We start from the raw sequence: 13,925 nt of genomic DNA, 5'->3' as shown, positions 1-13,925 counted from the left end.
AGTATCCGACGTGGAAAGTCCCGCAGCCTACCAGCAGCCCCGGCGGAACGCACCCGGTCGCACCGGTGTCCCGTCCGGATTCAGGACGCCGCGCCCCGCCGGCCGCGCGCGGCGAGCGCCACCAGCACCAGCACCGGCAGGCCCAGCGCGGCGGTGCCGACGAAGAACGGCACATAGCCATAGGCATCGACGAAGCGTCCCGAATAGCCGGCGATGAACTTCGGCAGCAGCATCATCAGGGAGCTGAACAGGGCGTATTGCGTGGCCGAGTAGGCGATGTTGGTCAGGCTGGAGAGATAGGCGATGAAGGCCGCCGAGGCGATGCCGCCGGCCAGGTTGTCGGCCGAGACCACCACCACCAGCATCGTCAGATCGTGGCCGCGCGTGGCCAGCAGGGCGAACAGCAGGTTGCTCGCCGCGCTGAGCACGGCGCCGAGCATCAGCACGCGCATCATGCCCAGTCGCATCGACAGCACGCCGCCCACGAAGGCGCCCACCAGCGTCATGACGACGCCGAAGACCTTGCTCACCGAGGCCACCTCCTCCTTGCTGAAGCCCATGTCGACGTAGAACGGATTGGCCATGATGCCCATCACCACGTCGCTGATGCGATAGATGGCGATCAATGCCAGGATCAGCGCGGCCTGCCAGCGATAGCGCGCGATGAAGTCGGCGAAGGGCGCGACCAGCACGTCGCGCAGCCACTCGAGGGCGTCGCGTGCGTGGGGCAGCGTGCGCCGCGCCGGCTCGGCCGACAGCAGCACGGTCAGCACGCCGACCGCCATCGAGCCGGCCATCACCAGGTAGGCGATCCGCCAGCCGGCGTTCTGGTAGCCGGTGGCGCCGGCGAGTTCGGTCCAGGCGGCGATCCACAGCACGCCGGCACCGGCCCAGATCATGGCCAGCCGGTAGCCGGTCTGGTAGGCGGCGGACAGCGCGGCCTGCTTGCGCGTCTCGGCCGACTCGATGCGGAAGGCATCCAGCGCGATGTCCTGCGTCGCCGAACCGAAGGCCACCAGCACCGCGAAGATCACGATCGGACCCAGGCCGGCGCCCGCGCCCGGGTCGGTCAGCGCCATGCCGACCAGGCCCGCCACCACCAGCCCCTGCGACAGCAGCAGCCAGCCGCGGCGCTGGCCCAGCAGCGTGGTCAGGGGCGGCACCGGCAACCGGTCGACCAGCGGCGCCCAGACCCACTTGAAGCCATAGGCCAGGCCGACCCAGCTCAGGTAGCCGATGGTGGTGCGGTCGATGCCGGCCTCGCGCAGCCGGAAGCTCAGGGTGCCCAGCACCAGCAGCAGCGGCAGCCCGGCCGAGAAGCCCAGTGCCAGCATGCGCAGGGTGGCGGGTTCGCGGTAGACGCGCAGCGCCTCGCGCCAGGAGACCGGGGCGGCGGGATCGGCGGGCGCGGTGGAGGCGGCGGCGACCTGGGGGGTGGAGGGCATGGGCGGGCGTGGCGGGAGGCGTGGCGGAAGGAGGGCGGCACCGGAAGGCGGCGTAGCGGGAATCCGGAGTGCCCGGCGAGCGTAATGCCGGAACGCCCCGGACGGCATCGGACGATGCCCGCGACGGCGTCCATTCCCGCACGAAGACGGTGGATGCGCCGGACCGCCGCGTCCCGGATCCACTGCTTATTATTCCCGCATGTGTTCCATCTGCGCGCTTCGATCCGGGCCCTGGCAAGGCCGCCGTTCCTTCCTGCTGCTGGCCGCGGGGGGCGCGATGTCGACCCTGGCGGCCGCGCCGGCGCTGGCCCAGGTCAGCGTGGGCCGGTCCTCGGTGGCACGCAACATCGTGCCGGCCGACGACATCGAGCAGGCCGGCGCCACGCAATACACGCAGTTGACGGCCGAGGCCCAGGGCAAGGGCCTGCTGCTGCCGGACAACCACCCCCAGGTGCAGCGCCTGCGTGGCATCGCGGCCCGTCTGATCCCGTTCGCGGCGCAATGGAATTCCCGCGCGGCGCAATGGAAGTGGGAGGTCAACCTGATCCAGAGCCCGCAGATCAACGCCTTCTGCCTGCCCGGCGGCAAGATCGCCTTCTACAGCGGCATCCTGGAGCAGCTCAAGCTGAGCGACGACGAGGTCGCGATGGTGATGGGCCACGAGATGGCGCACGCCCTGCGCGAGCATGCCCGCGCGCGTGTGGCCAAGAACGCCGGCACCGGTGCGGCGCTGTCGCTCGGCGCGCAGATCCTGGGTCTGGGCCAGGTCGGCGATCTGGCCGCCCGCGCAGGCACGGAACTCATCACCCTCAAGTTCAGCCGCAGCGACGAGACCGATGCCGACCTGGTCGGCCTGGAGCTCGCCGCGCGCGCCGGCTACGACCCGCGCGCGTCGGTGTCGCTGTGGCGCAAGATGGCCACCGCCTCGAAGAACCAGGGCGGCATCGGCTTCCTGTCGACCCACCCGAGCGGCAGCGACCGCATCCGCATCCTGGAGGCCAACGTGCCCAAGGTCGACGGCCTGTACCGCGCCGCCGCCGGCCCCCGCTGACCGCCAGGCTCGACGTCCTCCATCCGAACGCATCGCCATGATCCCCGACGAACTCCTCAAGCATCCGACCATCCGGCTCCATGGCAAGGTCGACGACGCCATGCTCGATCGCTTCATGGAGCAGATGGCCGCCGCCATCGACTCCGCCGGTCCGGTCCTGCTCGAACTGACCACCACCGGCGGCGACGCCGAGATCGGCCGCCGCATCGCGACCGACGTCATCCTGGCGCGCGAGCGTCTCGGGCTCGACCTCGTGTTCCTGGGCAAGGCCGTCGTCTACTCGGCCGGCGTGTCCATCATGTCGGGCTTTCCGTCGACGAAGCGCTTCCTGACCCGGGACTGCATGCTGCTCATCCACGAGCGCCGCCTGAACAAGACCCTGGAACTCAAGGGCGCCATGCGCGGCATGGAGGCCCTGGTGAAGGACACACTGGCGGAGATCGAGAGCGCCCTGCAGATGGAGCGCACGGCCTTCGAGTGCCTGGTCGCAGGATCGGACGTCACGCTGGACGAGCTGATGAAGCGGATCGGCCAGTCCGACTGGTATGTCTCCGATGCACAGGCACTGAAGATGAAGCTGATCGCCGGCATCCTCTGAAGGCACGGCCAGGGAGCCGGCCAACGCGTCGATGGCGCTCCGGCGCGATGCCCTGCGCGATCAGAGCGTGAAGTCGTAGTCCACCGTGATCGGCGCGTGATCCGAGAACTTCACCGTCTTGTAGATGTGCTCGCTGTGCGCCAGGGCGGCGATCGCCGGGGTCGCCAGGTGGTAGTCCAAGCGCCAGCCCACGTTCTTCGCATAGGCCTGCCCGCGGTTGCTCCACCAGGTGTAGGCCTCGCCGGTGGTCTCGGGCTTGAGCAGGCGGTAGACGTCGACCAGGCCCGCGCCCTCGGCGCCGGCATCGAGCAGGTGGGTCATCCAGGCCCGCTCCTCGGGCAGGAAGCCGCTGTTCTTGCGGTTGCCCTTCCAGTTCATCAGGTCGATCTCCTGGTGGGCGATGTTGATGTCGCCGCACAGCACGAACTCGCGCTCGCGCTTCAGGGCCCGCAGATGCGGGAAGAAGCCCTTCAGGAAGCGGAACTTGGCGGCCTGGCGCTCCTCGCCGGACGAGCCGCTCGGGAAGTAGCAGCTGATGATCGACAGCTTGCGCGCCGGGGTGTCGAAGCGCAGTTCGAGATAGCGGCCCTCGGCGTCGAATTCGGCATCGCCCCAGCCGACGACGACGGCGCTGGGCGCATGCTTTGTGTAGATGGCGGTGCCGGAGTAGCCCTTCTTCTCGGCGAAGTGGAAATAACCCTGCAGGTCGGCCATGCGTTCGAAGCGGCCCTCGATGTCGCTCGCCTGGACGCGCGTCTCCTGCATGCAAATACAATCCGGCGCCGATTCGGCGACCCAGTCCGCGACGCCCTTGGTGGCGGCCGAGCGCAGGCCGTTGAGGTTGAGACTGGTCAGTTTGAACACGAGGAATTTCCGATGGCTGAAGTGACGGGGGAAGCGGGGAGCGGGGCGGATGGATCGGCCGCGAGTGGCAGGCACCGTGAGCGCGCGCAGGATTTCGTGCGCTTCGCGATCGATGCCGGCGTGCTGCGCTTCGGTCGGTTCCAGACCAAGGCCGGTCGCACCAGTCCCTATTTCTTCAACGCCGGCCTGTTCGACGATGGCCTGCGCATGATGCGGCTGGCGGAATTCTATGCAGACCTCCTGCTCGACGGCGGCATCGAGTTCGACATGATCTTCGGCCCCGCGTACAAGGGCATTCCGTTGGGCGCGACCGTCGCGGCCGAGCTCGCGCGGCGCGGGCGCAACGTGCCGTTCGCCTACAACCGCAAGGAAGCCAAGGACCATGGCGAAGGTGGCACGCTGGTCGGCGCGCCGTTGCGCGGGCGCGTGCTGATCATCGACGACGTGATGTCCGCCGGCACCGCCGTGCGCGAGTCGATCGCGGCCATCCGCGCGGCCGGCGCCACGCCCCATGCCGTGGCGATCGCGCTCGACCGGCAGGAGAAGGCGACCGAGAACGGTGCCGACGTGCCCCACAGCGCGGTCCAATACGTCCAGAACGCGCTGGGTCTTGAAGTCACATCCATCGCCAATCTTGACGATTTGTTGCAATATCTCGGCCAGAGCGAGGATGCCGCCCTGGCGGTGCATCGCGACGAGGTCATGGCCTACCGCACGAGGTATGGCGCCACCTGAAGCCTAATTGTCGAGAGGGAAGTCCGGATGCCGCTGCGAAGAAACCACTGGTCCGTGATCGTCGCCGCCGGCCTGGCCACTTCATGGGCCTGCACCACGGCGGCCCAATCCACCAGGTCGCAGGTCGCCAACGAGGCGGGCATCTTCACCTGCACCGACGCCCGTGGCCGCACCCTCACCGCCGACCGTCCCATTGCGGATTGCGCCGACCGCCAGCAGCGCGAACTCGGCCCCAGCGGAACCGTGCGCCGCACCGTGGAGCCCAGCTACACCTCGCACGAGCAGGCCGAGCGCGACGAGCGCGCGCGCCAGGCGACGCTGAAGGCCTCGCGCGTGATGGAGGAGCGCCGCCGTGATCGCGCGCTGCTCGCGCGCTATCCCAACGCCACCTCCCACGACCGCGAGCGCGGCCAGTCCATCGCCCAGGTCGACGCGGTGATCGACATGACGCGCAAACGCATGGCCGAACTCGATGTCGAGCGCAAGGCGCTCGACGACGAACTGGAGTTCTACCGGCGCGATGTCAACCGGGCGCCGCCCGCGTTGCGCCGCAAACTGGAGGACAACGGTTCCAGCATGCAGGTGCAGACCGAATTCCTGGCCGCGCGGGAGGAGGAGAAGCGGCGCGTCAACGCGCGCTTCGACGAGGAACGCGAGCGGCTGCGACAGTTCTGGCCGACGACGGCGGGCGCCGGCGCACCGGCCTCTCGCTAGCCGGCCGCCGGTGGCCCCGGCCCGGGGCCGAATGTCGGCCGTGCGGCCCGTCAGCCGTCCAGCCGCGTCTTCAGCAAGGCGTTGACCTGGGCCGGATTGGCCTTGCCCTGGCTGGCCTTCATCACCTGCCCGACCAGCGCATTGAAGGCCTTGTCCTTGCCGGAGCGGTACTCGGCGATGTTCTTCTCGTTCTTCGCCAGCACCTCGTCGACGATCGCCTCCAGGGCGCCGCTGTCGCTCATCTGCTTGAGGCCCAGACGTTCGATCAGCGCATCGACCGCATCCGGTGCGGCTTGACCGCCCTGCTTCCACAGCTCGTCGAACAGTTGGCGCGCGGCATTGTTGGAGATGGTGCCGTCGGCGATGCGGCCGATCAGCCTGGCCAGCTGGGCGGCGCTCACGGGCGCCTGTTCGATGCCGATGTCCTGCGCGTTCAGGCGCCGGGCGATCTCGCCGGTGATCCAGTTGCTCGCCGGCTTGGGGGCCGCGCCGGCATCGACGGCGGCATCGAAATAGCGCGCCAGCGCGACGCTCTGCGTCAGCTGCGTCGCGTCGTAGGTCGACAGGCCATGCGACTGCACATAGCGCTCGGCCATCGCGCGCGGGAGTTCGGGCATCTCGCCGCGCACGCGTTCGATCCAGTCGGATGCGATCACCAGCGGCGGCAGGTCCGGATCGGGGAAGTAGCGGTAGTCGGCCGCGTCCTCCTTGGTGCGCATGGCGCGCGTCTCGCCGGTGTCGGGGTCGAACAGCACGGTGGCCTGCTGGATCGCGCGGCCGTCCTCGAGCTCCTCGATCTGCCAGCGGATCTCGTAGTCGATCGCCTGCTGCATGAACCTGAAGCTGTTGAGGTTCTTGATCTCGCGGCGCGTGCCGAGCTTCTCGCCGGGCCGGCGCACCGACACGTTGGCGTCGCAGCGGAACGAGCCCTCCTGCATGTTGCCGTCGCAGATGCCGATCCAGGTCACCAGCTTGTGCAGTTCGCGCGCGTAGGCCACGGCCTCGGCGGTGGAGCGCATGTCGGGCTCGGTCACGATCTCCAGCAGCGGGGTGCCGGCGCGGTTCAGGTCGATGCCCGACTGGCCGACGAAATCCTCGTGCAGCGACTTGCCGGCGTCCTCCTCCAGATGCGCGCGCACCAGGCGCACGGTGCGCGGCTCCTCGCCGACGAGGAAGCTCACCGAGCCGCCCTGCACGACCGGGATCTCGAACTGGCTGATCTGGTAGCCCTTGGGCAGGTCGGGATAGAAGTAGTTCTTGCGCGCGAAGACGCTGCGCGGCGCGATGGTCGAGCCCAGCGCGAGCCCGAGCCGGATCGCGCGCTCGACCGCGCCCCGGTTCATCACCGGCAGCGTGCCCGGCAGCGCCATGTCGACGGCGCAGGCCTGGGTGTTGGGCTCGGCGCCGAACGCGGTGGAGGCGCGGCTGAAGATCTTGCTGGCGGTGGAGAGCTGGGCGTGGGTCTCGAAGCCGATGACGACTTCATAGCCGCGCACCAGCGGGCCGGTCGGACGCCCCTGCTGCTGCGCTTCAAAGGTGTTGGCGGAATCGGTCATGGGTTCTCGGAGCTCAGATGCCTTGCGGCGCGCGGGTGTGCCAGTCGGTCGCCTGCTGGAAGCGGTGCGCCGCGTTCAGCAGCCTCGCCTCGCCGAAATAGTTGCCGATGAGCTGCAGGCCCACGGGCATGCCGTGCTCGCCCGTGCCCACCGGGACGCTCAGGCCGGGCAGGCCGGCGAGCGAGGCGGGCAGGGTGAAGATGTCGGCCAGGTAGTCGGCCACGGGGTCGTCGCCATGTTCGCCCAGCTTCCAGGCGACCGTCGGCGCCACCGGGCCAGCGATCACGTCGCACTGCGCGAAGGCCTGCTGGAAGTCATCGGCGATCAGGCGCCGCACCTTCTGCGCCTGCAGGTAGTAGGCGTCGTAGTAGCCATGGGACAGCACGTAGGTGCCGATCATGATGCGGCGCTTGACCTCGTCGCCGAAGCCCTCTTCGCGCGTGCGGGCGTACATGTCGGCCAGGTCCTTGTACTGCGCGGCGCGGTGGCCGAACTTGACGCCGTCGAAGCGGCTCAGGTTGCTCGACGCCTCGGCCGCGGCCAGGATGTAGTAGACCGGGATGGACAGCTCGGTGCGCGGCAGCGTGACGGCCACGCGCTTCGCGCCCAGGCGCTCGTACTCGGCCAGCGCGGCGTCGACGGCGGCGCGCACGCCGGGAGCGACACCGTCGCCGAGGAATTCGGCCGGCACGCCGATGCGCAGGCCGTCGAGCGAGTCGCCGAGCGTGCGCGAGAAGTCCTCGGCCGGGCGGTCGAGCGAGGTCGAGTCGCGGTCCGGGTCGGGTCCGCACATCGCCGACAGGAGCAGCGCGCAGTCCTCGGCCGAGCGAGCCATCGGGCCAGCCTGGTCGAGGCTCGACGCGAAGGCGACCATGCCGTAGCGCGAGGCGCGCCCGTAGGTCGGCTTGATGCCGGTGATGCCGCAGAACGACGCCGGCTGACGGATCGAGCCGCCGGTGTCGGTGCCGGTCGCCGCCGGCGCGAGGCGCGCGGCCACGGCGGCGGCGCTGCCGCCCGAGGAGCCGCCGGGGATGCGGTCGCGGTCCCAGGGATTGCGCACCGGCACGGCGCGGTCCTGGCCGGCGGCCGGCACCGCCACGTTCTCGTTGGCCGAGCCCATGGCGAATTCGTCGCAGCTGAGCTTGCCCAGCGTCACGGTCCCGGCCTCGGCCAGGCGGCGTACCACGGTGGCGTCGAACGGCGAGCGATAGCCCGCGAGCATGCGCGAGCCGGCGGTGGTGGGGAAGTCGGTCGTGACGAAGATGTCCTTGTGCGCGATGGGCACGCCCGCGAGCGCCGGGGCGTCGCCGGCGGCGATGCGCGCGTCGGCGGCACGCGCCTGCGCCAGCGTGGCCTCGTCGTCGACCGCCACGAACGCGCCCAGCGCCTCGCCGGCATGGATGCGAGCGAGGAAATGCCGGGCCGCCTCGACCGCCGAGACCTCGCGCGCGGCCAGCGCCGCGGCCAGTCCGGCCACGCCCATCGAATGCAGTTCGGACGTTTTCTGGAGGTCGCTCATTCGATCACCTTCGGCACCAGGAACAGGCCGCGCTCGACGGCCGGGGCGCTGCGCTGGTTGGCGTCGCGGGCATCGGGCTCGCTCGCGACGTCGTCGCGCAGGCGCAGGGCGATGTCGCCGATGGCGGCCACCGGGTGCGCCAGGGGCTCGACACCGGCGGTGTCGACGGCGCGCATCGTCTCGACCAGGTCGAAGAATCCGTTGAGCTGGCCGAGCATCCGGGTGCTTTCGTCGGGTGCCAGCCGCAGTCGCGCGAGCGCGGCGATGCGGGTGATATCGGAGGATTGGAGCGGCATGGAAAAGGAGCGGAAGGAAGGGTCTGGAAAAAGCTGGGGAACGACCTCGAGGCCGGCTGGCCGGCATGCCGCGGCCGGGTCCCGGCGAGGCGCCCGGGCCGGGTTCTCAGAGGGCGGAGCACAGGGGCGCCAGGGGGATTCAGGTATTATCCCGCCTTTGCCGCACCCCCCGCGAACGCGCCGGTGAACGCGCCGGTTTTTGCCGCAGAAACGACCCATCCACCCCGTCAGACGACCCAGATTAGAGGGCGGCGCCATGCCGAAGCGCGTGCCTTGCCCCAGAGGAATCCCACATGTTCGGAGCTTTCCGTCGGTACTTTTCGACCGACCTCGCGATCGATCTCGGCACCGCCAACACCCTGATATTCGCCCGCAACAAGGGCATCGTTCTGGACGAGCCGTCCGTCGTCGCGATCCGTCATGAAGGCGGTCCGCACGGCAAGAAGGTGATCCAGGCCGTCGGCCGGGAAGCCAAGGCGATGCTCGGCAAGGTGCCGGGGAACATCGAGGCCATCCGCCCCATGAAGGATGGAGTGATCGCCGACTTCGTGATCACCGAGCAGATGATCAAGCAGTTCATCCGCATGGTGCATCCGCGCTCGCTGCTCGCACCGAGCCCGCGCATCATCATCTGCGTGCCCTGCGGTTCGACCCAGGTCGAGCGCCGCGCCATCAAGGATGCGGCCGAGGCCGCCGGCGCGACGGCGGTCTACCTGATCGAGGAGCCCATGGCGGCGGCCATCGGCGCGGGCCTGCCGGTGAGCGAGGCGAGCGGCTCGATGGTGGTGGACATCGGCGGCGGCACCACCGAGGTCGGCGTGATCTCGCTCGGCGGCATGGTCTACAAGGGCAGCGTGCGGGTGGGCGGCGACCGCTTCGACGAAGCCATCATCAACTACATCCGCCGCAACTACGGCATGCTCATCGGCGAGCCGACGGCCGAGGTCATCAAGAAGACCATCGGCTCGGCCTTCCCGGGCTCCGAGGTCAAGGAGATGGAAGTCAAGGGCCGCAACCTGAGCGAAGGCGTGCCGCGCAGCTTCACCATCAGCAGCAACGAGGTGCTCGAAGCCCTGACCGACCCGCTCAACAACATCGTCTCGGCGGTGAAGAACGCGCTCGAACAGACGCCGCCCGAGCTCGGTGCGGACATCGCCGATCGCGGCATGATGCTCACCGGCGGCGGCGCGCTGCTGCGCGATCTCGACCGCCTGCTGGCCGAGGAGACCGGCCTGCCGGTGCTGGTGGCCGAGGAGCCGCTGACCTGCGTGGTGCGCGGCTGCGGCATGGCGCTCGAGCGCATGGACCGACTGGGCAGCATCTTCACGAGTGAATGAGGGACCGCCTCCCGGCTGCGACGCGAGGCATGTCGCCTCCGCCCGCCCATGGCCGGTGGGACTGAATCTCCCCGCGTCGCTCGTTCCTCGTTCCTGACGGGCCTTCATCCATGTCGCTGGGCACGCTCGATCGCTCCACGCCACCGCTGTTCAACCAGGGGCCCTCGGCGCTCAGCAAGCTGATCTTCTTCAGCGCGCTGGCGCTGTTCCTGATGGTGGCGGATGCGCGCTTCAACGTCGTGCGGCCGATCCGGCTGGCGATCGGCACGGTGCTCTACCCGGTGCAGTGGCTGGCGCTCAAGCCGGTGCAGGCGGTGGCCGAGGGCGGGCGCTATCTCGAGGAGCTGCAGCTGGCGCAACGCAAGGAAGCCGAGGCGCGTCGCGCGCTGGCCCTGCAGTCCGAGCGCGCCGGCCAGGCCGACGTGCTGGCCAGCGAGAACGCACGGCTGCGCGCCCTGCTGGAACTGCGCCAGACCACCTCGACGCCCGGCCGCGCGGCCGAGGTGCTGTACGACTCGGCCGATCCCTATACCCGCAAGGTCGTCATCGACCAGGGCGTCGCCCAGGGCGTGGTCGCCGGTTCGCCGGTGATCGATCCGAGCGGCGTGGTCGGCCAGGTGACGCTGGTGCAGCCCTTCACCAGCGAAGTCACCCTCGTGATCGACCGCGACCAGGCAATCCCGGTGCAGAACATGCGCACCGGCGCGCGCAGCGTGGCCTTCGGCGATGCCAATGCGCACGGCGGCGGGCTCGAACTGCGCTTCATGGCGGCGAACTCGGATGTCCAGGAAGGCGATCTGCTCGCCACCAGCGGCGTCGATGGCGTCTATCCGGCCGGTCTGCCGGTGGCGCGCATCGAGCGCATCGAGCGGCGCGCCGATTCCGGCTTCGCCCGCATCTACTGCCAGCCGCTGGGCGACGTGAACGCGGCGCGCTATGTGCTGGTGCTGACGCCAGTGGGTGGCCAGGGATCGGCGGCGGCCCACCCGGCCGCCGCGTCCGCCTCGGCCGCCGCCGCCGCGTCCGCCGCAACGACCCCCAAGGCTGCGGCGACTGTGGTGCCTGGAGCACCCGCCCCGTCCGCCACCACTGCCGCCGTGGCTCCCGCCGCCGCTGCTTCCGGCGCCGTCGCGAAGCGCACGCCGCCGGCACGCGCCACCCGGCCGGCCAAACCGGTGGCTTCTCCCACCCCCGCGGCACCCGCGCCGAGCGCGCCGGCCGCGCGCCCCAGGACGCCCGAGCGGCGCGCCACGCCATGATCATGCGTCCCGGCCAGCAGCAGCTCCTGCTGCCCGTCAGTCCCATCTTCATGTGGGCCAGCCTGGTCATGGCGCTGCTGCTGGCCATGCTGCCGCTGGGCCGGGCGGCCTGGATGCCCGACGTCCTGGCCCTGGTGATCGTGTTCTGGAGCGTGCACCAGCCCATGCGCGTCGGCATGGGCGCGGCCTTCTTCTTCGGCCTGTGCATGGATGTCCACCAGTCGGCGCTGCTGGGCCAGCATGCGCTCTCCTACACCACCCTGAGCTTCCTGGCGATCATGATGCATCGCCGGCTGACCTGGTACTCGGTCCTGCTGCAGGCGCCCCAGGTGCTGCCGCTCTTCCTGCTCTCGCATGTCATCGAACTGGCCATCCGCATGGTCGGTGGGGGCATCCTCCCCGGCTGGACAATGCTGGTGGCACCGGCGCTCGAGGCCGCGCTCTGGCCGCTGGCCAGCGTGCTGCTGCTGGCGCCGCAACGGCGCACTCCCGACCCCGACGCCAACCGTCCCCTCTGACACCGAGCCCTGGAGGAACCGAGGATGTCGACCGAACTGCGCAACGTCGCCGCCGACCTGTCCCGCTTCAAGCGGCGCGTGGTCGTGATCGGACTGGTGGTGCTGTGCGCCTTCGGCCTGCTGTGCTCGCGGCTGGTCTACCTGCAGGTGGTGCGCCATGCCGACCTGGCCGAGCAGGCGGAGAGCAATCGCACGGCGATCGTGCCGGTGGTGCCCAACCGCGGTCTGATCCTCGACCGCAACGGCGTCGTGCTGGCTACCAACTACTCGGCCTACACGCTGGAGATCACGCCATCGAAGGCGGGCGACGTGGATGCGGCGATCGATGCCCTGTCGGGCGTGGTCGATGTCACGCCGCGCGACCGGCGTCGCTTCAAGCGCCTGCGCGAGGATTCGCGCAGCTTCGACTCGGTGCCCATCCGCACCCGGCTGAGCGACGAGGAGGTGGCCCGCTTCGCCGCCCAGCGCTATCGCTTTCCCGGCATCGAGATCAAGGCCCGGCTGTTCCGCAACTATCCGCTGGGCGAGACCGCCAGCCACGTGCTGGGCTACATCGGCCGCATCAGCCAGCGCGAGAAGGCGGCGATGGAGGAGTGGGAGGACGAGGACATCGCCAACTACAAGGGCACCGACCACATCGGCAAGCTCGGCATCGAGCAGAGCTACGAGCGCACGCTGCACGGCCAGACCGGCGTCGAGCAGATGGAGACCTCCGCCGGCGGTCGGGCCGTGCGCCGCCTGGCCAGCCATCCGGCCACGCCCGGCGACACCGTGATGCTGTCGATCGACATCAAGCTGCAGAAGCTGATCGAGGACATGTTCGGCAATCGGCGCGGCGCCCTGGTGGCGATCGATCCGCGCACCGGCGAGGTGCTGGCCTTCGTCAGCAAGCCGACCTTCGATCCCAACCTGTTCGTCGAGGGCATCGACTCGGAGAGCTGGAAGGAGCTCAACGACTCGCCGGACAAGCCGCTGCTGAACCGGGCGCTGCGCGGCACCTATCCGCCGGGCTCGACCTACAAGCCCTTCATGGCACTCGGCGCGCTGGAGACCCGGACGCGCGGTCCGAACGTGGTGGTCAACGATCCCGGTTACTTCAACTTCGGCGGCCACCGCTTCGGCAGTCCCGAGGGCAACATCGGCGGCGTCGACATGCGCCGCTCGATCCAGCTGTCGAGCAACATCTACTACTACTCGCTGGCCAACGAGATGGGCGTCGACAAGATCCACGACTTCATGAAGCCGCTGGGCTTCGGGCAGATCACGGGCATCGACCTGGGCGGCGAGGTGCGCGGCGTGCTGCCGAGCACCGAGTGGAAGCGCAATGCCTACCGGCGCCCCGAGCAGAAGAAATGGTACGCGGGCGAGACCATCTCGCTGGGCATCGGACAGGGCTACAACACCTTCACGATGCTGCAGCTCGCCCATGCGACCTCGATCGTCGCCGATGTCGGCATGCGTCACCGACCGCACGTGGCGCTGTCGATCCGCGACACCGTCAGCGGACAGGTGAAGTCGGTGGTGCAGCCGCCGGCCGAAAGCCTGGGCTATTCGCCGGCCAACGTGGCCGTGGTGCGCGAGGGCCTGATGAGCGTGGTGGCCGCCGGCACCGCGCGTGGCGTGTTCGCGGGCGCGGGCTATGTCGCCGCCGGCAAGACCGGCACCGCGCAGGCCGTGACGCAGGCGCAGAACACCCGCTACAACGCCCGCGCGCTCGACGAGCACCAGCGCGACCACGCCCTGTTCATGGGCTTCGCGCCGGCCAACGCGCCGAAGATCGCGCTGGCCGTGATCGTCGAGAACGCCGGCTGGGGCGCTGGTGCTGCCGCCCCGATCGCGCGTCGCGTCATGGATTACTGGCTGCTCGACCAATACCCGAGCGAGGCCGACATGGCCGCCATCCGCGTCGGCAAGGCGACCGCGCCCATCGGCAAGCCGCGCGTGGCCAGCGAGATCGCCGGACCGGCGTCGGGCTCGGCCGTGGCGGTCACGCCGCCAGCGGCGCCCTGACGCCGTCGGGGCGTCGTGCCGGC

General features: G+C 69.8%; 13 protein-coding genes. 8 read left to right on the top strand and 5 right to left on the bottom strand.

Annotation, left to right across the window (positions count from 1 at the left end; genetic code table 11):
* Positions 1-80 precede the first annotated feature (80 nt).
* Complete coding sequence (locus AC1MLT_RS11985) at positions 81-1,445, bottom strand: AmpG family muropeptide MFS transporter (RefSeq protein WP_481032443.1); 1,365 nt, start codon at positions 1,443-1,445, stop codon at positions 81-83.
* Positions 1,446-1,644: 199 nt separating this feature from the next.
* Between AC1MLT_RS11985 and AC1MLT_RS11980 the strand changes: the two genes are divergently transcribed.
* Positions 1,645-2,496, top strand: a complete 852-nt coding sequence (locus tag AC1MLT_RS11980; protein ID WP_481032442.1) for a M48 family metallopeptidase — start codon at positions 1,645-1,647, stop codon at positions 2,494-2,496.
* Between the two features lie 37 nt (positions 2,497-2,533).
* The gene (locus AC1MLT_RS11975) at positions 2,534-3,094 is read left to right on the top strand and encodes an ATP-dependent Clp protease proteolytic subunit (RefSeq protein WP_481032441.1); all 561 of its coding nucleotides are present in this window, start codon (positions 2,534-2,536) and stop codon (positions 3,092-3,094) included.
* A 60-nt stretch (positions 3,095-3,154) separates the two neighbouring features.
* Here AC1MLT_RS11975 and AC1MLT_RS11970 read toward each other — a convergent pair whose 3' ends face one another.
* Entirely contained in the window at positions 3,155-3,958 is an 804-nt protein-coding gene (locus AC1MLT_RS11970; protein ID WP_481032440.1) for an exodeoxyribonuclease III, read from the bottom strand.
* 12 nt (positions 3,959-3,970) lie between these two features.
* Here AC1MLT_RS11970 and pyrE point away from each other — a divergent pair, with 12 nt between their 5' ends.
* Positions 3,971-4,693: an orotate phosphoribosyltransferase gene (gene pyrE, locus AC1MLT_RS11965; RefSeq protein ID WP_481032439.1), complete on the top strand. Its 723-nt coding sequence runs from the start codon at positions 3,971-3,973 to the stop codon at positions 4,691-4,693.
* 27 nt (positions 4,694-4,720) lie between these two features.
* A complete protein-coding gene (locus tag AC1MLT_RS11960) occupies positions 4,721-5,407 on the top strand; it encodes a DUF4124 domain-containing protein (protein WP_481032438.1) in 687 nt (228 codons plus the stop codon).
* A gap of 50 nt (positions 5,408-5,457) precedes the next feature.
* On the opposite strand, the gene gatB is transcribed toward AC1MLT_RS11960, so the two are convergent.
* The 3 genes from gatB to gatC are packed head-to-tail and all read right to left on the bottom strand — an operon-like array spanning position 5,458 to position 8,778.
* Positions 5,458-6,963, bottom strand: coding sequence for an Asp-tRNA(Asn)/Glu-tRNA(Gln) amidotransferase subunit GatB (gene gatB, locus AC1MLT_RS11955; protein ID WP_481032437.1), 1,506 nt, complete (start codon positions 6,961-6,963; stop codon positions 5,458-5,460).
* A 13-nt stretch (positions 6,964-6,976) separates the two neighbouring features.
* Positions 6,977-8,482 (bottom strand): Asp-tRNA(Asn)/Glu-tRNA(Gln) amidotransferase subunit GatA, encoded by a 1,506-nt coding sequence (gene gatA / locus AC1MLT_RS11950; RefSeq protein ID WP_481032436.1) that lies wholly within the window; start codon positions 8,480-8,482, stop codon positions 6,977-6,979.
* Positions 8,479-8,778 carry an Asp-tRNA(Asn)/Glu-tRNA(Gln) amidotransferase subunit GatC gene (gene gatC / locus AC1MLT_RS11945; RefSeq protein WP_481032435.1) on the bottom strand — a complete coding sequence of 100 codons (300 nt, stop codon included), beginning with the start codon at positions 8,776-8,778 and terminating at the stop codon, positions 8,479-8,481. Before gatC ends, gatA begins: the two co-directional genes overlap by 4 nt.
* 293 nt (positions 8,779-9,071) lie before the next feature.
* On the opposite strand from gatC, the gene AC1MLT_RS11940 reads away from it, so the two are divergent.
* The 4 genes from AC1MLT_RS11940 (at position 9,072) to mrdA (ending at position 13,902) form a co-directional block, all read left to right on the top strand.
* Entirely contained in the window at positions 9,072-10,115 is a 1,044-nt protein-coding gene (locus tag AC1MLT_RS11940) for a rod shape-determining protein (protein WP_429596246.1), read from the top strand.
* A gap of 110 nt (positions 10,116-10,225) precedes the next feature.
* Positions 10,226-11,374 carry a rod shape-determining protein MreC gene (gene mreC / locus AC1MLT_RS11935; RefSeq protein ID WP_481032434.1) on the top strand — a complete coding sequence of 383 codons (1,149 nt, stop codon included), beginning with the start codon at positions 10,226-10,228 and terminating at the stop codon, positions 11,372-11,374.
* Positions 11,371-11,892, top strand: a complete 522-nt coding sequence (gene mreD, locus AC1MLT_RS11930) for a rod shape-determining protein MreD (protein WP_481032433.1) — start codon at positions 11,371-11,373, stop codon at positions 11,890-11,892. Before mreC ends, mreD begins: the two co-directional genes overlap by 4 nt.
* Before the next feature lie 24 nt (positions 11,893-11,916).
* Positions 11,917-13,902: a penicillin-binding protein 2 gene (mrdA, locus tag AC1MLT_RS11925; protein ID WP_481032432.1), complete on the top strand. Its 1,986-nt coding sequence runs from the start codon at positions 11,917-11,919 to the stop codon at positions 13,900-13,902.
* Positions 13,903-13,925: the final 23 nt, after the last annotated feature.

This window comes from Variovorax sp. PEI5 (assembly GCF_056679935.1).
The sequence above is the reverse complement of the archived record's forward strand: the minus strand, read 5'-3'. Positions and strand labels throughout refer to the sequence as shown.

What these genes read in the sequence shown, in the direction of transcription:
- AC1MLT_RS11960 (WP_481032438.1), top strand. Translation starts at nt 4,721, where the DNA reads ATGCCGCTGCGAAGAAACCACTGGTCCGTGATCGTCGCCGCCGGCCTG.
- mreD (WP_481032433.1), top strand. Translation starts at nt 11,371, where the DNA reads ATGATCATGCGTCCCGGCCAGCAGCAGCTCCTGCTGCCCGTCAGTCCC.
- gatB (WP_481032437.1), bottom strand. Translation starts at nt 6,963, where the DNA reads ATGACCGATTCCGCCAACACCTTTGAAGCGCAGCAGCAGGGGCGTCCG.
- AC1MLT_RS11975 (WP_481032441.1), top strand. Translation starts at nt 2,534, where the DNA reads ATGATCCCCGACGAACTCCTCAAGCATCCGACCATCCGGCTCCATGGC.
- mreC (WP_481032434.1), top strand. Translation starts at nt 10,226, where the DNA reads ATGTCGCTGGGCACGCTCGATCGCTCCACGCCACCGCTGTTCAACCAG.
- pyrE (WP_481032439.1), top strand. Translation starts at nt 3,971, where the DNA reads ATGGCTGAAGTGACGGGGGAAGCGGGGAGCGGGGCGGATGGATCGGCC.
- AC1MLT_RS11940 (WP_429596246.1), top strand. Translation starts at nt 9,072, where the DNA reads ATGTTCGGAGCTTTCCGTCGGTACTTTTCGACCGACCTCGCGATCGAT.
- gatA (WP_481032436.1), bottom strand. Translation starts at nt 8,482, where the DNA reads ATGAGCGACCTCCAGAAAACGTCCGAACTGCATTCGATGGGCGTGGCC.
- gatC (WP_481032435.1), bottom strand. Translation starts at nt 8,778, where the DNA reads ATGCCGCTCCAATCCTCCGATATCACCCGCATCGCCGCGCTCGCGCGA.
- AC1MLT_RS11985 (WP_481032443.1), bottom strand. Translation starts at nt 1,445, where the DNA reads ATGCCCTCCACCCCCCAGGTCGCCGCCGCCTCCACCGCGCCCGCCGAT.
- AC1MLT_RS11980 (WP_481032442.1), top strand. Translation starts at nt 1,645, where the DNA reads ATGTGTTCCATCTGCGCGCTTCGATCCGGGCCCTGGCAAGGCCGCCGT.
- mrdA (WP_481032432.1), top strand. Translation starts at nt 11,917, where the DNA reads ATGTCGACCGAACTGCGCAACGTCGCCGCCGACCTGTCCCGCTTCAAG.